24 protein-coding genes are annotated in these 20,675 nt (G+C 38.0%); 14 read left to right on the top strand and 10 right to left on the bottom strand.

The annotated features are described in order from the left end of the window. Positions 1 to 119 precede the first annotated feature (119 nt). The 3 genes from C9J41_RS06785 (at position 120) to C9J41_RS06775 (ending at position 2,676) form a co-directional block, all read left to right on the top strand. Positions 120 to 902 (top strand): phosphoribosylglycinamide formyltransferase, encoded by a 783-nt coding sequence (locus tag C9J41_RS06785; RefSeq protein ID WP_107207561.1) that lies wholly within the window; start codon positions 120 to 122, stop codon positions 900 to 902. Between the two features lie 212 nt (positions 903 to 1,114). After that, positions 1,115 to 1,903, top strand: a complete 789-nt coding sequence (locus tag C9J41_RS06780; RefSeq protein ID WP_107246133.1) for a phosphoribosylglycinamide formyltransferase — start codon at positions 1,115 to 1,117, stop codon at positions 1,901 to 1,903. A 290-nt stretch (positions 1,904 to 2,193) separates the two neighbouring features. Continuing rightward, entirely contained in the window at positions 2,194 to 2,676 is a 483-nt protein-coding gene (locus tag C9J41_RS06775; RefSeq protein ID WP_107294373.1) for a DM13 domain-containing protein, read from the top strand. A gap of 167 nt (positions 2,677 to 2,843) precedes the next feature. Here the strand turns inward: C9J41_RS06775 and C9J41_RS06770 are convergent, their stop codons facing one another. Then, positions 2,844 to 3,485: a LysE family translocator gene (locus C9J41_RS06770; protein ID WP_107207558.1), complete on the bottom strand. Its 642-nt coding sequence runs from the start codon at positions 3,483 to 3,485 to the stop codon at positions 2,844 to 2,846. A gap of 148 nt (positions 3,486 to 3,633) precedes the next feature. Between C9J41_RS06770 and C9J41_RS06765 the strand changes: the two genes are divergently transcribed. Then, positions 3,634 to 3,909, top strand: coding sequence for a nitrogenase-stabilizing/protective protein NifW (locus C9J41_RS06765; protein WP_107207557.1), 276 nt, complete (start codon positions 3,634 to 3,636; stop codon positions 3,907 to 3,909). A gap of 104 nt (positions 3,910 to 4,013) precedes the next feature. On the opposite strand, the gene ykgO is transcribed toward C9J41_RS06765, so the two are convergent. After that, positions 4,014 to 4,157: a type B 50S ribosomal protein L36 gene (gene ykgO, locus C9J41_RS06760; RefSeq protein ID WP_023934641.1), complete on the bottom strand. Its 144-nt coding sequence runs from the start codon at positions 4,155 to 4,157 to the stop codon at positions 4,014 to 4,016. Between the two features lie 2 nt (positions 4,158 to 4,159). Then, the gene (locus C9J41_RS06755) at positions 4,160 to 4,417 is read right to left on the bottom strand and encodes a type B 50S ribosomal protein L31 (protein WP_107261129.1); all 258 of its coding nucleotides are present in this window, start codon (positions 4,415 to 4,417) and stop codon (positions 4,160 to 4,162) included. Positions 4,418 to 4,522: 105 nt separating this feature from the next. Here C9J41_RS06755 and C9J41_RS06750 point away from each other — a divergent pair, with 105 nt between their 5' ends. The 4 genes from C9J41_RS06750 (at position 4,523) to C9J41_RS06735 (ending at position 6,851) form a co-directional block, all read left to right on the top strand. Continuing rightward, a complete protein-coding gene (locus C9J41_RS06750) occupies positions 4,523 to 4,756 on the top strand; it encodes a hypothetical protein (protein ID WP_233219108.1) in 234 nt (77 codons plus the stop codon). A gap of 229 nt (positions 4,757 to 4,985) precedes the next feature. Next, positions 4,986 to 5,303 carry a fumarate hydratase gene (locus tag C9J41_RS06745; RefSeq protein ID WP_107207556.1) on the top strand — a complete coding sequence of 106 codons (318 nt, stop codon included), beginning with the start codon at positions 4,986 to 4,988 and terminating at the stop codon, positions 5,301 to 5,303. 271 nt (positions 5,304 to 5,574) lie between these two features. Next, positions 5,575 to 6,153 carry a DJ-1/PfpI family protein gene (locus C9J41_RS06740; RefSeq protein WP_107291144.1) on the top strand — a complete coding sequence of 193 codons (579 nt, stop codon included), beginning with the start codon at positions 5,575 to 5,577 and terminating at the stop codon, positions 6,151 to 6,153. A gap of 11 nt (positions 6,154 to 6,164) precedes the next feature. Beyond that, positions 6,165 to 6,851: a DNA alkylation repair protein gene (locus tag C9J41_RS06735; RefSeq protein ID WP_304590120.1), complete on the top strand. Its 687-nt coding sequence runs from the start codon at positions 6,165 to 6,167 to the stop codon at positions 6,849 to 6,851. A gap of 2 nt (positions 6,852 to 6,853) precedes the next feature. Here the strand turns inward: C9J41_RS06735 and C9J41_RS06730 are convergent, their stop codons facing one another. The 3 genes from C9J41_RS06730 to C9J41_RS06720 form a co-directional block, all read right to left on the bottom strand. Beyond that, positions 6,854 to 7,336, bottom strand: a complete 483-nt coding sequence (locus C9J41_RS06730) for a rod shape-determining protein (RefSeq protein ID WP_107294372.1) — start codon at positions 7,334 to 7,336, stop codon at positions 6,854 to 6,856. 29 nt (positions 7,337 to 7,365) lie between these two features. Continuing rightward, on the bottom strand, positions 7,366 to 7,836 hold the full coding sequence (locus C9J41_RS06725; RefSeq protein ID WP_233220392.1) for a hypothetical protein: 471 nt from the start codon (positions 7,834 to 7,836) through the stop codon (positions 7,366 to 7,368). 116 nt (positions 7,837 to 7,952) lie between these two features. After that, positions 7,953 to 8,804, bottom strand: a complete 852-nt coding sequence (locus C9J41_RS06720) for a DMT family transporter (RefSeq protein ID WP_107287927.1) — start codon at positions 8,802 to 8,804, stop codon at positions 7,953 to 7,955. Between the two features lie 559 nt (positions 8,805 to 9,363). Between C9J41_RS06720 and C9J41_RS06710 the strand changes: the two genes are divergently transcribed. After that, positions 9,364 to 9,612 (top strand): hypothetical protein, encoded by a 249-nt coding sequence (locus C9J41_RS06710; RefSeq protein WP_105061985.1) that lies wholly within the window; start codon positions 9,364 to 9,366, stop codon positions 9,610 to 9,612. Between the two features lie 221 nt (positions 9,613 to 9,833). Here C9J41_RS06710 and C9J41_RS06705 read toward each other — a convergent pair whose 3' ends face one another. From C9J41_RS06705 to C9J41_RS06695, 3 genes are all read right to left on the bottom strand, one after another. Continuing rightward, positions 9,834 to 11,270, bottom strand: coding sequence for a glyceraldehyde-3-phosphate dehydrogenase (locus C9J41_RS06705; protein WP_107246146.1), 1,437 nt, complete (start codon positions 11,268 to 11,270; stop codon positions 9,834 to 9,836). 410 nt (positions 11,271 to 11,680) lie between these two features. Continuing rightward, complete coding sequence (locus C9J41_RS06700; RefSeq protein ID WP_107207548.1) at positions 11,681 to 12,919, bottom strand: cysteine desulfurase-like protein; 1,239 nt, start codon at positions 12,917 to 12,919, stop codon at positions 11,681 to 11,683. Further along, a complete protein-coding gene (locus tag C9J41_RS06695; protein WP_107207547.1) occupies positions 12,897 to 13,535 on the bottom strand; it encodes a 2OG-Fe dioxygenase family protein in 639 nt (212 codons plus the stop codon). Before C9J41_RS06695 ends, C9J41_RS06700 begins: the two co-directional genes overlap by 23 nt. Before the next feature lie 575 nt (positions 13,536 to 14,110). On the opposite strand from C9J41_RS06695, the gene C9J41_RS06690 reads away from it, so the two are divergent. From C9J41_RS06690 to C9J41_RS06670, 5 genes are read left to right on the top strand one after another with little or no spacing between them, the layout of a single operon-like run. Continuing rightward, complete coding sequence (locus C9J41_RS06690; RefSeq protein ID WP_107207546.1) at positions 14,111 to 15,241, top strand: efflux RND transporter periplasmic adaptor subunit; 1,131 nt, start codon at positions 14,111 to 14,113, stop codon at positions 15,239 to 15,241. Continuing rightward, entirely contained in the window at positions 15,241 to 16,515 is a 1,275-nt protein-coding gene (locus C9J41_RS06685) for a TolC family protein (RefSeq protein ID WP_107207545.1), read from the top strand. The genes C9J41_RS06690 and C9J41_RS06685 overlap by 1 nt, the downstream gene beginning before the upstream one ends. Continuing rightward, positions 16,512 to 17,726: an ABC transporter permease gene (locus C9J41_RS06680; RefSeq protein WP_107246148.1), complete on the top strand. Its 1,215-nt coding sequence runs from the start codon at positions 16,512 to 16,514 to the stop codon at positions 17,724 to 17,726. The genes C9J41_RS06685 and C9J41_RS06680 overlap by 4 nt, the downstream gene beginning before the upstream one ends. Before the next feature lie 2 nt (positions 17,727 to 17,728). Beyond that, positions 17,729 to 19,003, top strand: a complete 1,275-nt coding sequence (locus C9J41_RS06675) for an ABC transporter permease (protein ID WP_107207543.1) — start codon at positions 17,729 to 17,731, stop codon at positions 19,001 to 19,003. Position 19,004: 1 nt separating this feature from the next. Continuing rightward, positions 19,005 to 19,751 (top strand): ABC transporter ATP-binding protein, encoded by a 747-nt coding sequence (locus C9J41_RS06670; protein ID WP_233217781.1) that lies wholly within the window; start codon positions 19,005 to 19,007, stop codon positions 19,749 to 19,751. 66 nt (positions 19,752 to 19,817) lie between these two features. Here the strand turns inward: C9J41_RS06670 and C9J41_RS06665 are convergent, their stop codons facing one another. Next, positions 19,818 to 20,207: a hypothetical protein gene (locus tag C9J41_RS06665; protein WP_105061977.1), complete on the bottom strand. Its 390-nt coding sequence runs from the start codon at positions 20,205 to 20,207 to the stop codon at positions 19,818 to 19,820. Between the last annotated feature and the right edge of the window lie 468 nt (positions 20,208 to 20,675).

Raw genomic sequence — 20,675 nt, 5'->3', positions numbered from 1 at the left:
ACATTTTTATTACCACTTTTCAAAATAAAGTATTATCTTTAGCGCCAGAACAGGACGTTCAGGAATAAATCACAGACTTAGCTGCCATTTGCTAGTGCGCTGTGCTAAAGGAGTAAAAAATGGTTGTTCACACTGTCGCTCGTACTCATCGTCTACTACCTTCTGCGGTTAGCAATGACACAATTGCTGATGCGATGTTTCAACATTCAAAAAATAGTCATAATTTTAAGCTCATTAATAAAACGAGTGTATTATTCAATTCACCGCATTCTATCAAAGAGCTACAGCAAATTCCTAGCTGGCGTCAGCATAATATTACACAGCCTTATAATCAGTTAGAGAAGTTATACCAGCACGCGTACCCAGCTCAACAAGAGCTAAATATGCTATTAGAATCCGCCGCACTCGCTAGCCATTCTCAGGCTTTTTTACCAGGAATTAAAAACCAAAAACGTGCTGAGAAGAAAATAGCCACAGAGTTACTCGGTAACGTAAATAAGCTAACCGATGTTGTACGAGGAAGTGTTGTCGCAACAAACATTAGCGATTTAGTGAAAGCTTATTACTACCTAGCTCAATATAGCGATATTGTTAGAGTGAAGAACCGTTTTGATTCCCCTGCAGTATCTGGCTATCGCGATATCAAAGTGTTAATTCGGTTAAGCAATAGTGGGCTTATCGCTGAAATTCAACTACACCTTGAAGCCATTGCAGAAATTAAAAATGGTGAAGAGCATGATATCTATGAAGCCATTCAAAACATCGAGCGTATTTCGATAATTAAACGTCGAGCGCTAGATGATATTGAAAAAATGCAAATCAAACGCTTACAGGAAAAATCCCAGGCACTATATGCAAAAGCGTGGCAAGCTTATACTCAGCATTTCAATCTAGCCAGCTAATAAAACAACATACAACAATGTGATCAGAACCGCATTTTTATGCGGTTTTTTTATCGTTTTATGAATATTGACACAGAGTTTACCTCCCATTCAGGCTATATTGCTAACATCAGATCAGAAAGTAAAACCAAGCGCCAACAAACTACACAACACTTTTAAATACTCTTTTTGTGTGTTTGATATTGAAGGACAATATCGTTGGGAGTTGCTTAATGGATGTAAAATCTGTTCTACGTACAAGCTTTATTCTGTTCTGTATGCTTAGCCGTTCTGTGGTTGCAGCACCCGCTGTTGCGCCTGCATACACAATCTCTGACCAACCATCACCAACCCGTTTATCTCAAGCAAGCCGGAAGTCATTTCAACGTGATTTAAGTGGTTTATATAGCATTCAATCTTGGAAAAATAATAACATTGCACAACCGTATGATGACTTTACTACCTTGTACCAAGCATCAACTCAAGCACAAGTTGAATTAGCACATCTTATGCGTAGCATTAGCCTAGTTTCATCAACTGAAGCATTAGTTCCTGCCGTTAAGTCAATGGCACGCGCACAACATAAAATTGAAACAGAGCTAAATGGTCAAACGAATAAAATTACGGATATCGCGCGTGCTTCTCTCGTTGCTAACGATGTTTCATCGTTAGTGCAATCTTTTGAACTACTAAGCAAAGAAGCGACCATTGTAGGTGTTAAAAACCGCTTTAAAAAACCAACAGCTTCTGGTTACCGTGATTTGAATGTATTAGTTGAACTGCCACAAAGTAAAATCATTGCCGAAGTACAACTTCACTTAAAAGATATTTCTGATGTGAAAAATGGTAAAGAGCATGATATTTACGAACAAATTCAGAAAATTGAACGTTTAGCTCTGCATCAAAAACGCCCCCTGACAGAGTTTGAAGAGAAGAAAATTAAAAAACTACGTCAAGAGTCATTACATTTATACCAAGCCGCTTGGCAGCAATACTTACAACCTAACAGCATTGCCGTCTAACTCACTTTCTATTCACTTCAACGCCCTACTCACTAGGGCGTTTTTGTATTTATCACTTGAATCGCAGATTTTTAATCATTCAAAAGCGCTAACTTTAAAAACAAACAGCAACACATAACTCTATGTGTGTAATTTGTTATTGGCTAACCGATAACAATAAGTAAAGCCCATCACGATAGTTCGTAATGGGCTTTTTGTATATTTATTAGAAATAAAGCATTAAGAATTTGAATTTATAATATTTTTAAGCAATACCTATAAAAACCTATTGTTTAAACGCAGGTAGACTTATGACTATCAAAAAGACAATTACACTTTTTATCACTCACTTACTTGCCGGTGCATTCGGTGTTGCCCTAGGGATCTATTTACTGCCTATTTTGACTGCGCCAACGGCACCAACACAATCTGAAGTCTCTCGCATTTCGAAGCAAGCCCAGTATTCTGGTGAGTTCACAAAAGGATTAGCTGGTAGCGACTTTCTCCATTGGGGCGAAGGTAAAGTTTCAATCTCACCAACAAAAATAACCTTAATGGGAAAACTCGCACCAGGGCCTGATTATAAACTATACCTATCACCTAAATTTGTAGAAACCGAAACAGAATTTAACCAAGAAAAAGCCAATATGGTGTTGGTAGGAAACGTGAAAACCTTTAATAATTTCGTTGTCAATGTGCCTCAGAATATTAATATCACTGAATACGATACAGTGATCGTGTGGTGTGAATCTTTTGGTCAATTTATTACTTCAGCTAAATACCAATTAGATTGAACACAGCTACACTTTAGACGCGAATAACCTCTTATGGGTTGAATACAATAGTCTTAATATCCTCCACTCCAAATATTATTTTTAACTAACACTTGCTGAGCTTTTATTTTTAATACGAACAAAAAAGCGATCGTTAGATCGCTTTTTACTATCAATAAATCATAAGATTAATTAGAGCTAGATAAAGCAACCTTCGCGCCTAATGCCATTAACACCACACCCATGACTTTTTCAATATACTGCTGAGCTGATAAGAAAGCATTTTTAATGTAACTGCGGTTTAAGAAAATTGCGACCATAGAAAACCAAACAAAACAGGTAAATGACACAATCGCACCATAGGTAATTTGAATAGCGATAGGTGTCGACGCACTAACTAACTGAGTGAATAAACTCAAGAAGAATAACGTTGCTTTAGGGTTTAACATATTGTTTAAAAAACCCATTTTAAAAGCTGCAATAGCACTAACATCCTTCTTTTTAAGATCACTATTCTCTAATGTTGTCTTCGCTGTGCTTTTTAGACTTTTATAACCAATATAAAGCAGATAGGCCGCACCAAGGTATTTAACGATAGAAAAGAGAACAATAGATTGAGAAAGCAATACGCCAATCCCTGCTAAGGTATAAAAAGTATGTACCCAAATCGCAGCAGCAACACCTAATGCAGTGAGAATACCAGAACGCGTTGAATGAACGAGACTATTTCTAACCACAATCAGAAAGTCAGGTCCCGGTGTAATAATGGTTAAAACCGTGATAGTAACAACGGCTATTAATTCTGTTAGGTAGGTCGTAAATAATTCCATTTCAGTCTCCTTTTCTTTTCACTCTCCACAATAGTTAAAAACAATTAAAAAACAAACAATTTATTAACAACCTAATATACAGATCAAAATCAAAATACCTTACTTCCCTTTGTGCTACCTTGCGCTTTCAATAAATAGAGACAACACCATGACCAAACCAGATATTCTCACAACTATTAAAGATTTCACTGCTATAGAGCAGGCACTTGATTACTTTGAGATTAGCTACGACAGCCAATTTATCAATGCCAATCGTGAGGCGTTAGTAAAGCGCTTTGGTGGTTATTTGATCATGGAAAAGCCTGATGATTGGTTTTCAGGCCGCCGAGCATTGAAAAATGCCTACTGTCGTGTACAACGTTCATTATTAGATAAATCAACAAGACAAGCTTGTCGCGGATGTACCAGTTGTCAACGTCGATAATAAACAAAAAGCCCATCACGTTTGTAATGGGCTTCATATGCAATATATTATTTTAATATGATGATACCTAGCCGGTTGGGATTCATCCTTTCACTATTGCTATCTTACTTTTTCTTCTTTACCTTGCCTTGTACTGCTTTAAATCTTGGATTTGATTTACAAATAACATAAAGGCGTCCACGGCGCTTAACGACTTGGCAATCCTTACTTCGCTGCTTTGCACTTTTTAATGAGCTTAATACCTGCATCGTTATTCCCCTTTTAGCCCTGTCATCGCAAACTGTTTATTAAATCGAGCAACACGCCCATCACGTTTCGTCATCTTCTGCTTACCGGTGTAAAACGGATGAGAGTGCATAGAAACATCTAACGTGACATAAGGATATATTTCTCCCTCTAGTTCAACCGTTCTTGACGTTTGTATTGTTGAACCAACCATTATGTACTTATCTGCACCTGTGTCATGAAAAGCCACCGTTCGATATTCTGGGTGTATACCTTCTTTCATTATTACTCTCCCTCGCTGCCTTTTGGTTATGTTATAACATAACAATAAGCAAGATCAACAAAGATGATAATAGTTATCAGTAAGATTCATATCGAGATGCGGATAATGACTGAAACCACTTTTTTATACCGATCATTTTATAAAGCAGAAGATCTCTTTCTTATTCATCAAAATGAGAATGGGTTAGAACATGATCTTGTTGCTAATTACATTCAATCAAGTTTAAGCCTCGCGAATTGGTATAGAAAAGAATCTGATTTTGCGAATCCATTATTAGAAGAACTTTTTCTTCGCTGCCTCTTTTACAACCTTTTGAATACCATTAATGACGCACTTTAACAGCTTCATGATTAACATAAAAAACACAGAAAAAGAGAAACTTAAACATTAATCTGAATAACCAATGTAATAGCGATTAATTTTCCAACCTGATATTGCAAAATTAGCTATAATTAGGGGTGTCACAAATTTTCTCTTTAGTTAAAATATCGAAATAATATGGCTGATTATCATGCCATTGTTGGGCTTTTTTGCCCTTTTAAACATCATCATTCAGGAATGTACATTCATGAACCAACCAGTAGACACTGTTGATAAAACTGAGCGAGATAATTCAACGAATGATATGCAACTTGCACAGTTTAATATTGCACGCATCTTTAGCATCATTCTTAATGTGGTATTAATCCTCGCACAAATTAAGTTATTAAAAACACACGACGTTACCATTAAAACATACGGACTTTTTCTGCTATGTAACGTAAGCATTTTATTTAGTCTCTTTGCACCACGTTTAACAAGCTTTAAATTAAAACAAATTCTCAAATACGCTTATATGCCAACGGTTATTGCTGTATTTATTTTTATTGGTCAAGTCACTAACTAAATACTGATTAAGTACCGAGCATGAAGTGTTAAAAATAATGATTTCGATTATGCTAACACTTCATTAATTATTCTAATTCAGCTATCCCAATACTTCGTTACAAATAACCACTCAATAACAGAGTCATTCATTGTTTTATTAAAACATTCAAAAATGTATCACTCATCACAATCTTCTCTCTTACCTCCAGTAATGTTGCGCGATATGATAGCCCTACTAAACGTTATATCTGTTCCTTTCTCATTTAAGTTCATTCATGCATGGAGCAAAAATGAATATCGGTATTTATATTTACGACAATGCAGAAGTTCTCGACTTTTCTGGGCCTTTTGAAGTTTTTAGTACCGCTAAGCGCTTACATGCAAAAGATTGGAATATATTCCTCATTGCTGAAACGTCTGATCCAGTGACAGCACGAGGTGGCTTCCAAGTACTACCACATTACAGCTTCAACGATCACCCGCATATAGATGTTCTCATCGTTGTCGGTGGTATTCACACTGAAGAAATGAATAAAACAGAAGTATTAGCATGGATAAAGCATATTGATACAACAGCAACTCACGTTGTTTCTGTTTGCACTGGCGTCTTTTTACTCGCACAAGCCCAATTGCTTAGCCATTTGTTTGTCACAACCCACTGGGAGGACATCCCAATTTTAATCGAAACCTTCCCTGAACTAAATGTCATAGATAACAAGAGATGGGTTTGTGATGGAAAATATATAACATCCGGAGGTATATCAGCAGGAATAGATATGAGCTTATACCTCGTATCAAAATTACACAGCTTAGTGCTTGCAGAACAAGTGGCACATCAAATGGAATACCATTGGCAACAATACCCTTAAAATGATTTACAATAAATGCCAACAAGCAGGACGCCATGACGATCATATCAACCGTTAAAAATGCCCTTTCAGAAATAGGCTATCCCGCCAAAGCGATTAAAACCAGTCAGGTTCGGGCCCTTTCTGCTGCGCTTTTTAAACAATTAGAAATCCAAGATATTGATTCAACTTTATCAGTGTGTGAAACATTGCTAAAACAGCGTGATTGGGCTTGTAGTATTATTGCTTACGATTGGGCATTTAAAATGAGGAAGCAATACACTCCTGAAACCTTTACAACTTTCCAACATTGGCTATTTACTTACGTAACTGACTGGAACGATTGTGATGATTTTTGTACCCATGCTTTTGGTGAATTGCTACTGAAATATAAAGCACTATTTCCTAAAATTTTACCGTGGGTAAACCATGATAACTTTGCTGTTCGTCGTGCTATGGCGGTGATCCTGATTTATCCAATGAACAAAAAAGACTACAGCGACTTATCCCCGTTAACCGTGGCGAATTTACTCCAGAATGATGAGCACTACTTGGTGCAAAAAGGATACGGTTGGATGCTAAAAGTACTGTCTAAACACGAACCTGAAACTGTGATTAAATACTTAACTCAGCACCGCAGCGCGATGACCCGTACGGCTTTTCGCTATGCATTAGAAAAACTGGATAAAACCACGCAACAAAAATTAATGGCACTATAAAACTACGAGCCTATTTGTTTTTTCAACGCTGCATAAGAGGTTTGCTGAGCATGAATGCGAACCGAGTGATTGTAAACTAAAACCTGCCTTGCCCCAGCTCCCATTGCTAATTCTTTTAACACCCGCTCTTCAATATCAGTGAGACCACCGTCTACTTTTTCCAATTGATGTATCACAATACGTGGGCTTATTGAGAACTTGTTATTACCTAATACTTCTCGGACAGCATATTGCAGCAGCTTTTCAGCGCATGCAAAATCACCGACAAACGAGCGTTTATGATCAAACGGATTAATTACTGTAATATTTGAACCTGATAAATGTTTTGCGTTATCTCCTACCGCTAGTACATTCTTTTTCTTACCTTCAATCGCAATATAAGGAGATAAATCCGCCCTTTCACCCGTTCCAAATACCTGAACAGATAACTGTTTAACACTCAATTCAACCAATAGGTCGCATTTAAATTTTTGTAAAAACGACATTGCCTTGCTCTATCCTCAAATCAAAGCTGTTAAAAGTGATACTTAATGGGAGTGTCTAATTCAGGTTTCGTCACGACCATCGCATAATAGCCAAAACTAAGATCTGTTTTTCTCCCCACTAAAATAACGCGATCATTTAATGATAATTTACTCCCAACTTCAGAGGGAATCTCACAAATACTATCATTCATGAACTGTGTAAACTCTTCAGGCTCAATACACCATTGCATGCTTCTATCTTGTGAAAGATCTTTAATAACGACAGTTTGATACGCAATATTATTAGGAAAGGCCGTTATTACACTAGGGATCAATTTTATATAAAAAATATAAATAAAGAGCGGTGTTATAATAAAGAAAATGAATGCTGGCGCAATACTAAATATTTTATTTCCTTTCCTTGTTATACGTGTAAATGCGATTTCTCTAAAGGTATCATTCGTTACGAGAAAATAAAAAAACAGTAACCAAAGAATAATACAGGAGCATATTGTCATCATTAACAACATCTTATGAGCATCTGCATAGACCAATGTAGACGGCGCCAAAATCAGAAATAATAACCCACTAAAAATAAGAAATACGTAATAACCCAACGATGCGAATAACGACAACATTAACTATTCACCATTTCTTTTCTAGGTGAACTCACATTCATTAAATTACCCACCAGCATAAAACTGGCACCTAAGAAGAGAGTCCAATCAATCCCTTCCTCATAAACATAAAACCCTACAATCGCGATTAAAGGCAAGCGCAAAAAGTCCATCATAACCACTAAGGTTACATCAGCAAATTGCATTGCTTTGGTCATACAGAAATGGGCTAATAGTGCTGAAACAGACACTAAAACAATCCAACCCCACGCAAAGATATTGGGTGATTGCCAACCTTGGTAAGCCAGTATTAACCCAAACGGAAGTTGTACTAAACACATGAAAAATAGAATAGTTAATGGCTTATCTGAAGTAGAAAGCAATTTAGTTGAAGCATGAGATACGGCATAACACATCGCCGCCCCTAGTACGATTAGCGAAGCACTATTAATGATTTTAATACCGGGCTGAACAATGATAAGTACGCCAATGAAACCCAGCACTAAGGAAAACAAACGCTTTGAGGTAAAGCGTTCGTTTAAGAACAACGTGGCAATAATTGCAGTCCAAATAGGTACGGTAAACTCAATCGCAAAAACTTCTGCCAAGGGTAATAATGTTAACCCTAATAACCAGCCATATTGACCAGCAAAGTGGAATACATTGCGAAATACGTGTAACCGCAAGCGTTGTGTCTGAAATAAACGCTTATCTTGATAATATAAGATAATAGCACTAATAATACCTAACCCAATTATACTACGCAGTGCCATTAACTGAGCTGTGGTGATATCACCAGATAACTCTCTAGCACCAATCGCTATTAAACAAAACGAGCAAAGTGCACCCATCATCCATAATATTGACATCATCACTGCTAACCCTTTTTGAATACTTGTGATATTAATGATTTAAAGTCTAAACCAAGTCCATAAACCCAAACCAGATATAAATAATACCCACCAATTATAAAGCAATATAAAGTTCTTTAATTAATGTGGTTTATTATTAAAGACTCTAATTTTTCAACAACAGATGGAGATCTATTAATATCCAGTTCAAACCAACCATCAGTCCCCATCTGGTATAACTGACTTACCTTTAGCTCTTTACATTTTTTATTGTAAGTGCCTATAACGTTAAATATTCCAAAATCAGTGTTTATTCGACTTATATTAAATTTTTGCATTCGTTCAACTTAATAATAAATTACTCATATTATAACTTCTTATCTTGTCTTTCTTTTCGAATACAAATAAAGGCGAAGTACGACACATCTTCATGTAACAAAAATCCCCTTATCATTTACGTATAGACGATTATGCAATAGCAAAAGGTATGTTTGCATAACTCAATAAAGACAGAAGAAATAATCGAGAATATGCTTATTCTAATGCTTAAATATTGATTTTAAAGGGATGAGGTGATGTGATGAAAAAAGCGCTTAAAATAAATACTGTCTATATCAATATGGAAACGATTGTTGCTTTTGATCTTGACTATAAAATTGATGGTAATCGTGCTTTGTACCTAATGACCAATAGCAATGAACTACCTTTTCTTGAAATTGAAGTCGCAGAAGATGGGCAGGCAGAATCTACCGACTATCAAGCACAAAAAGTAACGAATCGAGAATATAATCGTATCAAGAGTGAACTCATGGCATACATGGGGTTATAAATCATTAGGTGCAATTATCTATGTAAGACTCGCAGCGCTTTATTCATCCAGATTTTATCGATAAAGCGTTGTTTCACTGTTTTCTTTCGTCAATAAAAGCCACTCAGAACTATGGGGAGTAGCGCTAAGTGGCAATCCTCTTCATAAAAAGAGGCAAGTGAAACCATTATATTTTTACTGGTATCTTTATTATTTTAAGATCGATTTAAGAAAACTATTCATTAAACGTAAGGATATGTTTTATAACGCACTCCCATCATCTGCTCCATGCAATGCACAACCTGACAGCTATAACCAAACTCATTGTCATACCAAATATACAAAACGGCACGATTATCTTGTGCAATGGTCGCAACACCATCAACCACTCCCGAATAACGCGAACCAACTAAATCTGTCGAGACAACTTCTGTCGAGTCAGTAAAATCAATTTGTGCAGATAACGTTGAAGAGAGCGCCATTTCTCGTAAATAAGCGTTCAACGCTTCTTTATCGGTACTTTGCTCTAATTGAAGATTCATTACCGCCATTGATACATTTGGGGTTGGAACACGAATCGCGTTGCCTGTTAATTTACCTGCCATTTCAGGCATGGCTTTTGCCACTGCTTTAGCAGCACCGGTTGATGTCAGCACCATGTTCAATGAAGCAGCACGGCCACGACGATCTCCGGTGTGGAAATTATCTATCAGATTTTGGTCATTAGTAAATGAATGTACTGTTTCAATATGACCAAACAATACACCAAACTTATCATGTACTGCCTTTAATACCGGAGTAATCGCATTTGTCGTGCAACTTGCAGCAGAAATTATCGTGTCTTCACGGTCAATAACATCTTCATTTACACCGAATACAACGTTCTTTATTTCTCCTTTACCTGGGGCGGTCAACAACACCTTTTTGGCACCTCTACAAACAAGGTGCTGGCTAAGCCCTTCAGTATCGCGCCACACACCTGTATTATCAACAACTAAGGCGTCCTTAATACCGAAAGTGGAGTAATCGACATCTTGCGGTTTATTGGCATAAATCACTTGAATGTAGTTACCATTCACAATGATGACTTTACGTTCATGATCGATGACTATACTGCCATTAAACTGACCATGCACAGAGTCTCGACGTAATAAACTGGCGCGTTTTTCTAAGTCACCGTCTTTTCCACCCCGCACCACAATAGCACGTAATCTTAATGGATAACCGGGCCCACTCTTTTCAACTAATAATCGAGTTAATAAACGACCTATACGACCAAAACCATACAGCACCACATCACGAGGCTCTGTCATTGGATCATCTTCAAGTGAATCTTTCAATGCTGTTTGCAAGAAATCATCCAGCCCATGTGTATCTACATTACTCTCCCAAAATGTATATGCGAGGCGCCCGACATCAATACGACAAGGTGACAAATCCATCTTAATAAGATGCTGAATAATTGGTTGCGTTTGTTCAACTGTAAGTGAACAACCAATGTAACGCTTGGCAACACGGTGAGCTTTGATGATGTCGATTGTTGTCGCATTAACTAATGTTTTACCAAAAAGTATAACTTCAACACCTTTTTGACGGTACAGTTGGCCTAAAACAGGAGCAATAGATTCGGCGTAAGTTTGACTCGTTTGCCATTCTCGGAAGTGCTTTTCTGGACTCATTTTTTCTCAGGACCTTTTCACGTTAAGTTTTTGCTTTCATGGCGATTGTAGGGAGCCACTTAGCATTAAGAGTGCATTTCAAGTCATGGTCTTTAGTGCCACTTTAAAGACTCGAAAGCACAGCATTTCAAGCTGTAGTTTTTATATGATTGCGTTTAAGATGAGATTAGCTGTTCAGCTAGGAAAAATAAGTGTCACTCATGATTGATAACGAGTAAAAGCAATGGAGAGCTTAAATCGTTACACATGGCGTCAATAAGGCTGCGACACATTAAAAATGGGAATGTTTCATCCTCCATTTTTAACTTATTTAATTTACAGATAATTAAATCGCAACCCAATCAAGTATCAATAACACGAAGACATTACTCATTGAAAAGTAAGGCCTCTCATTAAAAATTACTCAATCGTTAAAGTATCTGATCAAGGGCATTGAAAAAACGTTCGATTTCTTCTTCGGTATTATAATGCATTAAACCGACACGTAAGATCCCACCCTTTTTTGTTATTTTAAGTGCATCTGTCAACATATCAGCGTAAAGATGACCACTCCAGGTGTAAATCTCCTGCTCTCCTAAATGAGCGGCTACCTCTGTTGGGTTCAACTCACCAAAGCGCAGTGCAAACGTTGCCGTTCTATTATTAATACTAGGCTCGCCAAACAATTCAATTGAAGGGTAGTCTTTCAAACGTGTCAGGAACTTGCTCGCGAGAAAACTCTCGTAATTGCCAATGTTCTCATAACCACTCTCTAATTGTTCTCGTAAACACCTTCCGTGTCCTAAAGACGCTAAGTAATCAATTGTCGAAGAGAATGCCGATAACGCCTCAAAATTTAGCGTTCCTGTTTCCCAGCAATTCGGTGAGTATGAAGGAGCAGGCTCCACCTTATAAGGAGAGTAATACTCTAACGCCTGTTGGCGACCGTACAAGACACCAAGGTGAGGGCCGAAGAACTTGTAGGCAGAGCCTGCAACAAAGTCAGCGCCTAAAGAAGCAACGTTAATGATTTTATGGGGTAAAAGATGCACGGCATCAATATAAACGACACTGCCATTGGCTTTACCAAGACGGGTTATTTTTTCAATATCGACTAACGTACCCGAAAGATTACTCGCTGCAGTCACAGCAATAAGTCGGGTTTTATCATTTAGTAGGCGTTCAAACGCTTCAAGGTCAAGTTGGCAAGTATTATCCAAGATAGGAATATAATGAACTTTTACCCCTTTATCTTGAGCAGCCATCGCCCATGATGAGCGATTTGAACCATGATCTGCAGTACTCAGTATGATCTCATCACCTTCTTTCCAATCGTTACTTATCGCACGGCTAAAATGGAAAGTCATCGAGGTCATATTAGCCCCAAAGATAATTTCTTCTTTTTTCTCTGCGCCAAAAAGTGCTGCCGCTTTCTCACGACATGTATCGACAAGCTCTACCGTTTTACGACTGACAGAAAAATGACCGCCGAGGTTAGTATTACCCTGCTTAAGATAATTACCATAACTCTCTATCACGCTAAGCGGTTGTTGTGCACCTCCTGGACCATCAAAATAGATAGCTTGACGACCATCAACCTCACAATTTAACGCTGGAAATTGTTTACGTAGAAGATCTACATGCTGACTAAGCGGTAAAGACGAAGACATCTCTTACTCCTTTTTGCCCTTCAATATTGGATAATGTTTCAGATATGTAATGATAAAAGCGTTCGTCATTGAGTATTACAAATTGGTTTTCTTCAAGCACTGTATTCATATGTGGATGCTGCTCTACTGGAGAAGCAAAGATTTGCGTATATCCGCCTGAGATATTTTTTCTTTGAACACAGAAAATACCAACATACCGAAAGCCATCTTGGTGTATTCCTTCTGGCGCAGGTGCACTTGCAGCATCATGGTCGCAAGTAACACGAATTTGGTGAACATCCACAACTGAGTGATCATCTATAGCCCCAGTGCGTTCCATAAATGATTTCAAAAGATGCTGAAATTCAACGGTATTTACCATGTCTTGTGATATATCAGAAAAGTCTCGCTCAACGTCACCGAGCACCCGGTTAACTTGAGATGACTGTTTAAATTTTGAATGGGGAAGTTTAATGATGCTTCCATTTTCAAACTGAAAACGCGCGTAAGCACGAAATCGATGATCGCTGTTGATGTACTTGTCAGGGGGGAGCAAGTCAAAGAATGGAGCAACTTTCGCTGCTACCTTTGACGGTACTTGGAAAGCTTCGATTAAGAATTTATTTTCTATCTCCATTAAACACCCTCGCCTCTATCCATGTTAATAACTCGTTAACTAACATTATAATATATTGCTAAAGTGTTTAATTTCAATCAAATAAGCCAAAAAGAACATAAATTCCAAAACCTAAATCCAGAAAAGAATAAAATTAAAACATTAATCTAATACAAGACAGAGAATCAGTGGTTTAATCCATTAATTATCAAAAAAAAAGAAGGCAGGTTACATTTATTCGGTTATGTCAATATTTTAATAAGCCGGAGAAAATATTCCATCATCAGCTGTGAATACATAAACCTATACGTAAAATAATCACAATAAAAAATTAAATTCAGAACTAAGCACAATATAATCAGTTGATAGGAAGGTTAACGCCTATTTATACATATTGCTCCTGCCGCTAAATGACAATGTGTTCTTTTCTAGTTAACAATCGTTTTCCTTTTTATTGCTCTAAAAATAACTTGACAGTTAAATAACACTTTTAATTTATATCTATTTAAAATTTAACCATTGTAATTATGAATTCTGCTATTCATAGTTGTCTTACTTAGATTCCTTTTTTCGATTTACACCGTTAGAGTATTACTATGAAAAAACGCTGGATTGTCGTTGCAACCCTAAGTGCTATTGCTGCCTTAGGTATTTATGCAGTTAAAGCTCCCTCTTCTGATGAACACCATTTCACCATGCTGACTGCTAAAAATGCGACGATTGAGAAACAAGCCATTGCGGTAGGACAAATCATGCCAGCTCAAGCGGTAAAGATTAAATCTCAAATAGAAGGGATAGTAGATAAAATTTATGTCAATCTAGGTGACAAAGTAGAGGCAGGCTCTCCCGTTATAAAGCTTCGTCCAAACCCTACACCGCAAGATCTGACTCGTGTTAATGCTGACTTATTAAAAAGCAAAGCCGATTTGGAATCAGCCAAAATAAAATTAGCGAATTTAAAACGTTTAGCGGCACAAAAAATTATTCCCGCTAATTTCGATGCCTATATTCAAGCACAAGCAGATGTGAAATCGAGAACCGCTGAGTTAAAACAAAAACAACAAGAATCTGATCTAATGAGTAAAGGCGAATCAGATGCAGGCTCCACCAAACTCACCTCTATTATTTATGCGCCGATTAACGGTACGGTATTAGATGTCAAAGTCGATGTCGGTGAACCGATCACTTCAACGGAATCAAACCAAGCAGCAACAGAAATTATGACCATGGCTGATATGAAAAATATCATCTTTAAAGGTTCGGTGAGTGAGCATGATGCAGCCCAACTAACAGAGGGAATGCCTGTTGAATTAACCCTTGCGCCTTATCCTGATCTAAAAATAGCGGGAAAACTCACGAAAGTTGCGGTGCAATCAGAAAAACTAAACAACGATAGTAATAATAATCAACAAGCACAAAGCTTTGACAATGGTTTTGCGGTTGAAGTCAGTGACATTCAGTTTCCTAAAGATATTACTTTACGCTCAGGCTTTACGGCTACTGCACATATCACATTGAAAAAAGCGACAGACGTAATGACGGTACCTGAACGCGCTCTGCATTTTAAAGGTAATGATCCTTTTGTACTTATCGCCGATGACTCAACGAAAGGCTATAAAGAGATTCCCGTGAAGCTAGGCTTATCAGACGGTATTAATGTTGAAGTCTTATCAGGCATTAAACCTAAACAAAGTATCATCGATGCTAGCATGGTCGAGGGCTTATAATGACAGCTTTATGGCGTAACACACTATTGAGTCTTTCACTGGGTTTGGTATGCACTCAAAGCTTCGCATTAACGATTGATCAAGCATGGAAAGCGGCAAAACAAACCAATCCTGATTACCGTATTAAACAGCTTGAAGAAACTCAGAGTCAATACGGTGTATCACTAAGCAAAAGTGCATTACTTCCTAGCCTTCAAGGGAGTGCAACAACGGGCTGGACTAAAGATGGTGGCAACAGTAATGGCTACAATATTTCACTTAATCAATCGATTTGGAATAGTCAAAACTGGGCTGCATTGGATCAATCACAAGTAGATGTAGTTATTGCAAAAATCGCGATTACGCAAGCGAAAAACACACTGGCAGAAGAGCTTATCCAAGCTTATTTCGCTTTAGCACAAGCTCAACGTTCGCTAACCATTGCAGAGCAACAACGTAAAGATAGTCAACAACTTCTCTCACTGACAGAACAGCGCTACAAATCCGGTTTGATCATGTCAACAGGAATTGACGATGCTAAAGCGCATGTCATTGGCACTGAGACTACTGTATTGCAACGACAATCAGATCTCGTTGAAAAACAGTCTGAACTCGCTATCGTGATCAACCAAACACCTGATCGTGTCAATGAAATCGACAGCCAAAATCTTCACCAACCAGCACTGGCCGTCAATGATGAAAAAGCATGGTTAAACAAAGCAAAAGATAACAGCCCTGAATTATTGATTGCGAAACAAAATGTAAAACGTCAGCAACTCGCGGTAGATCAAGCACAAGCGGGATACTACCCTACTGTTAACGGCTCTGTTGGCTACAGTAATAACTTTGACAATAATAGCGAAGGGATGAGTGCAAACCTTGGTGTTTCAGTGCCGATTGATCTTAATGGCGCGATTAAAACCAAAGTTTCACAATCTAAGCTCGAGTTACAAATAGCTAAACAGCAATTAAGAAAAGTCGAACTTAATCTCGAAAATAATGTGAAAACACGCTTTAACCAACTTGATCTGGATTGGAAACGCGTTGAAATGGGCGTAGAAAAAGTCAAGTCCGATGAAAAGGCACTTAAAACTAAAGAAATTTTATTTAATTCTGGCGCTGATGGGACAACAGCATTAGACGTTATCAACGTTCAAGATACGGTATATCAAAGTAAAGAAGACTTACAGCAACTTCTCTATCAATACTGGTTAAACCGAATTGAATTGCTAAAGCTAACAGGTCAACTCAATGACCAAACAATTACTCAGCTTTCTCAGGCCTTAATGCCATGATCACACTGCTTAGCCAAACCGTTCAAACACTGCTTACCCATAGGTTGAGAAGTGCATTGGCCATTATTGCGATAGTCTGGGGGATTGTTTCAGTTTTAGTCTTAGTCGCATTAGGCGAAGGGTTTTATCGTGAAAACTTAAAATCTTTTTCTATGCTGATGAGCGATACACAGAAAGTCTCTTTTGCACAAACGAGCAAACCGTGGCAAGGATACCCTGCGAGAAGAAAGATCACGACAACGGAAAAGCAGCTAAGTGCGTTGTCTGAGGTGCCTCAAATAAAACAAGTCTCTATTTTATATTCGAATGCCAAAGCACAAGTCACCGATATTGACGGCACTCAATTAAAAGGAAATGTTTTTGGTATTGATAATCACTTCTTGGCGCTTAATAACACACGTTTAGTGCTAGGCTCTCGTAAAATATCACCGAGTGATTTAGCCAACCATACTCGTGTTGCCATTATAGGCTGGCGTCTCGCGAAACGCGGAAACATTCGTTTGAACGACAACATCAACATCAATGGTGTGCCGTTTCAAGTGATCGGTATTTCAAAAAAGACAGAAAGTAGCGGGCTTACCAGAATTAAACGTGCCGCCTTAATTCCAAGTACAACATTTAATGACTTATGGCTAAGTAATCCTACCGATCTGTTAGTGCAACCAGCGAAAGGTATTTCAGGCATGGCATTACGTACAGCAATGCAAAGCTTTTTCGCTAAACAGTACCAATTTGATCCTAAAGACAAACAGGCTATACGAATGCCAGATTACAGCCGCTTTGCCGATTTCTACACCAGTCTGTTACGAGGTATCCAGCTATTTTTAGGCGCTAGCGGTGCAATGACACTCGCGGTAGGTGCATTAGGTGTTGCTAATATCATGTTTTTATCTGTAGCAGAAAGAACCCGCGAAATAGGCGTAAGGCTTGCCATTGGTGCGACCCCTACTCATATTTTGATGCAGTTTATGGTAGAAGGTGCTGTATTGGTGACAGTGGGAGCTCTCACCGGTATTGCCGTTTCTGCCATCATCATTCAATGCTTAAATCTTCTCTCATTACCCGATTGGCTCGGTCACCCAGTAATGACGTCAACATCTATCGTTTTAACACTCATGATCACAGCAGTACTTGCCTTATTAGCTGCATTTTTTCCAGCACGTAGGGCTGCACACTTAACGCCAGTGATAGCATTAAGTGCGAGGGCCTAACAATGTTTCCTGTTAAACAAATTTTCCATGAAATGTCAGCCGAGAAACTTCGCTTAAGTCTTACTATTCTTGCCATTGTTTGGTCGACAGTCTGTATTAGTACCATGCTCGCAGCTGGTGAGGGTTTACGCCAAGGGTTAATTCGCAGTTCAACCAGTGGAAACGGCAATCTCATTTATGTATCAACCGGTGTCGCATCCATTAATTATGGTAATTTTTACAAAGGAAAATCACTTGATTTAGCCATTGAAGATCAAAAGCTTATTAAAGCATTACCAACAGTAAAAATGGTTTCAGCAACCGCAACATGGGAAGAAAGTGCGCATTACAAAGATCGCCAAGCCTTTATGTTTCCGCTTGCGGTTGAAAACAATTATAAAAAACTCAATGATTTAACATTAATGGCAGGTAGCCGCTGGTTTAACCCTCTTGATACAAAAGAACAGCGAAAAGTCGCTATTTTAGGGAAAACAACAGCAGCGCTATTATTTAACAAAGCTGCGTTTAGCTGGGATAAAGACGTAAAACTCGACAGCGATCCTGTTGGTAAACAATTTAAAATTGGTGATGAAGATTTCACCGTAATTGGTGTACTAAAAGATGATCGTAACATTGAGTCGGGGTCTTCCTCTGAATACAGCATATTGGTGCCGTTGGCGACATGGCAACGCTTTTATCCCAATTCTCCAATCCAAGGTATTAATGTAGAACCTCAACCCAACGCCAACCGTGAACAATTGGCCAAAACTATACGGCAAGTAATTGCACGAAAATACAACGCGGATATTGCTGATGAACAGTTAATTCAAACGGATGACATGCTGCTACAGCAAGAAACCATGCGTTCATTTTTACTCGGGCTACAGAGTTTCTTAGGCATTATTGGCTTTGTAACATTAGGCGTTGCGGGAATAGGTATTGCAAATGTCATGTACGCCAGTGTAAAACGCGCAACACGTGATATTGGAGTTCGGATGGCAGTAGGAGCAACGCCTAGCCATATTCGTTTACATTATATTGTGCAAGCTATGATGACGATGGCTATGGGTGGTTTTATCGGGTTATTAATGACGCTTGGCCTTGTCAGCATCATTGACGCAATCCCTATTTCAGATTCGGGTTTTTATGCTCGTTTGGGCAGCCCTAAACCTGAGTTGTCACTGTCCGTTATGTTAATCGTAATTTCTGCATTAATTCTGGTTGGTATTCTTGCAGCTTGGTTCCCAGCGAATAAAGCCGCAAGTATTACGCCATTAGAGGCATTACAAAGTGAATAAAATGACAAATACATTGGGTACCTCTCCGGCACACACAGCTTTAGTTGAGCTTAATCATATTTGTAAGTTCTATGGCGAAGAAAATAATTTAGTTAAAGCATTAGATAATGTCTCTCTCACTATTCATTCTGGTGAGTTTTTATCAATACTTGGCCCTTCAGGCTCTGGTAAATCGACCCTGATGAACATGCTAGGTTGTTTAGATAAACCGACATCTGGCGAATATTTGCTGGATAATAACGATGTATCATCAATGACAAGCCACCAACTTGCAAAAATCAGAAACCACAAAATTGGTTTTGTTTTTCAAAGTTTTAACTTATTAGAATATGCCACTGCATTAGATAATGTTGCGCTACCTCTCGTGTACCGAGGCGTAAAAACAAAAGAACGTCGAGCAAAAGCGGCAGATTTATTAGCCCAAGTAGGACTCGCTGATCGTATTCACCATAAACCGAATCAATTATCGGGTGGTCAAAAGCAGCGTGTGGCAATTGCGAGAGCTTTAGTTAACGATCCACAAATTATCCTTGCGGATGAACCAACGGGGGCATTGGACTCTAAATCAGGCGCAGAGATTGAAGCACTTTTTAATGACTTGCACCAACAAGGAAGAACCTTAATTGTCGTCACTCACGATGTCAGCCTAGCGGAAAGAACGCCACGCATTATCACTATCAAAGATGGACAAATAGTTTCTGATAAAAAGACAGGCTATAAACCGCCTTTAGCATCGGCAGTTATTTAATCTTAAATATAAAATAGCGGGCATTTTGCTCGCTATTTTATAATTTTCGTTCTAAACCGTATTTTCTTATTTTTCAATAGTACATTGATATTGATAATCACCATTTGTTTCACCTGAACTGTTTTGTACTGATTTCTTTAAACATTTAGCATTTTTAATAGAAAGCTGTTTTAGTTTTTTATTATCAATATCATCGAGACTAATGAAAGGCTGTAACGTATCCACTAACTGTTGGGCTAATTCTTCTTTAATTGTGCGTTGCTCTGTCACTTCTTTATAATCACACTGCATTTCGTGCTGATGAGTATCGCAATGTATATCATCAACAATAACCCACGCTTTACCCATGCCATGCTCTACATATACGATTTTCGCCAATACGTTAAACAAAGCCTGATCATTTGCCATTGCATGTGAACTAACTAATAACCCCACCAGCAACAGAGTTTTTCTCATGTATCTTTCCTCTTTTAATGTGGGTTAACTTTACCACATCAAAAAAGCGAAACTTTATATCCAGTAAAATTTAACACTACTCAAACATTTATCGCTAAACTCATGTTCACTTTTGCTTAGTTGTTTGTAAGAGATCTCTTACAAACAACTAAGACAATCACACTTAAATTTGAATATAGTGTCCATGTGATTTTTATAATCATTTGTTTTTAAACAAATAAGATCAATACATACAAATAATTAATCGATACAACAAAGAAAATTTCCCTCTCTATATCTATATTCTATTCCTACTTTTACCTATTATTAATGGTGTCAGAGGGAACTGGCGACAGGAACAGGATTGGAACCAAGGACGTTGGTGATCTCAGGATGAGATGTGATGAACTAGGATGGTTTATCAAACAAGGACTGTGATGGAGACTACTGGAAGTAGTAAAGGTAAATAGGATATTTACCGGTCAGGAT

Source organism: Photobacterium sp. GB-50 (assembly GCF_003026755.1).
Lineage (GTDB): Bacteria > Pseudomonadota > Gammaproteobacteria > Enterobacterales > Vibrionaceae > Photobacterium.
This window is presented reverse-complemented; position numbering and strand designations above follow the sequence as displayed.

Excerpts from the sequence above, each read along its gene's own strand:
- C9J41_RS06675 (WP_107207543.1), top strand. The coding sequence starts at position 17,729 with ATGTTTCCTGTTAAACAAATTTTCCATGAAATGTCAGCCGAGAAACTT.
- C9J41_RS06775 (WP_107294373.1), top strand. The coding sequence starts at position 2,194 with ATGACTATCAAAAAGACAATTACACTTTTTATCACTCACTTACTTGCC.
- C9J41_RS06785 (WP_107207561.1), top strand. The coding sequence starts at position 120 with ATGGTTGTTCACACTGTCGCTCGTACTCATCGTCTACTACCTTCTGCG.
- C9J41_RS06725 (WP_233220392.1), bottom strand. The coding sequence starts at position 7,836 with ATGATGACAATATGCTCCTGTATTATTCTTTGGTTACTGTTTTTTTAT.
- C9J41_RS06730 (WP_107294372.1), bottom strand. The coding sequence starts at position 7,336 with ATGTCGTTTTTACAAAAATTTAAATGCGACCTATTGGTTGAATTGAGT.
- C9J41_RS06720 (WP_107287927.1), bottom strand. The coding sequence starts at position 8,804 with ATGATGTCAATATTATGGATGATGGGTGCACTTTGCTCGTTTTGTTTA.
- C9J41_RS06680 (WP_107246148.1), top strand. The coding sequence starts at position 16,512 with ATGATCACACTGCTTAGCCAAACCGTTCAAACACTGCTTACCCATAGG.
- C9J41_RS06670 (WP_233217781.1), top strand. The coding sequence starts at position 19,005 with ATGACAAATACATTGGGTACCTCTCCGGCACACACAGCTTTAGTTGAG.
- C9J41_RS06765 (WP_107207557.1), top strand. The coding sequence starts at position 3,634 with ATGACCAAACCAGATATTCTCACAACTATTAAAGATTTCACTGCTATA.
- C9J41_RS06665 (WP_105061977.1), bottom strand. The coding sequence starts at position 20,207 with ATGAGAAAAACTCTGTTGCTGGTGGGGTTATTAGTTAGTTCACATGCA.
- C9J41_RS06705 (WP_107246146.1), bottom strand. The coding sequence starts at position 11,270 with ATGAGTCCAGAAAAGCACTTCCGAGAATGGCAAACGAGTCAAACTTAC.
- C9J41_RS06740 (WP_107291144.1), top strand. The coding sequence starts at position 5,575 with ATGAATATCGGTATTTATATTTACGACAATGCAGAAGTTCTCGACTTT.
- C9J41_RS06750 (WP_233219108.1), top strand. The coding sequence starts at position 4,523 with ATGACTGAAACCACTTTTTTATACCGATCATTTTATAAAGCAGAAGAT.
- C9J41_RS06685 (WP_107207545.1), top strand. The coding sequence starts at position 15,241 with ATGACAGCTTTATGGCGTAACACACTATTGAGTCTTTCACTGGGTTTG.
- C9J41_RS06780 (WP_107246133.1), top strand. The coding sequence starts at position 1,115 with ATGGATGTAAAATCTGTTCTACGTACAAGCTTTATTCTGTTCTGTATG.
- C9J41_RS06770 (WP_107207558.1), bottom strand. The coding sequence starts at position 3,485 with ATGGAATTATTTACGACCTACCTAACAGAATTAATAGCCGTTGTTACT.
- C9J41_RS06695 (WP_107207547.1), bottom strand. The coding sequence starts at position 13,535 with ATGGAGATAGAAAATAAATTCTTAATCGAAGCTTTCCAAGTACCGTCA.
- C9J41_RS06745 (WP_107207556.1), top strand. The coding sequence starts at position 4,986 with ATGAACCAACCAGTAGACACTGTTGATAAAACTGAGCGAGATAATTCA.
- ykgO (WP_023934641.1), bottom strand. The coding sequence starts at position 4,157 with ATGCAGGTATTAAGCTCATTAAAAAGTGCAAAGCAGCGAAGTAAGGAT.
- C9J41_RS06710 (WP_105061985.1), top strand. The coding sequence starts at position 9,364 with ATGAAAAAAGCGCTTAAAATAAATACTGTCTATATCAATATGGAAACG.
- C9J41_RS06700 (WP_107207548.1), bottom strand. The coding sequence starts at position 12,919 with ATGTCTTCGTCTTTACCGCTTAGTCAGCATGTAGATCTTCTACGTAAA.
- C9J41_RS06690 (WP_107207546.1), top strand. The coding sequence starts at position 14,111 with ATGAAAAAACGCTGGATTGTCGTTGCAACCCTAAGTGCTATTGCTGCC.
- C9J41_RS06755 (WP_107261129.1), bottom strand. The coding sequence starts at position 4,417 with ATGAAAGAAGGTATACACCCAGAATATCGAACGGTGGCTTTTCATGAC.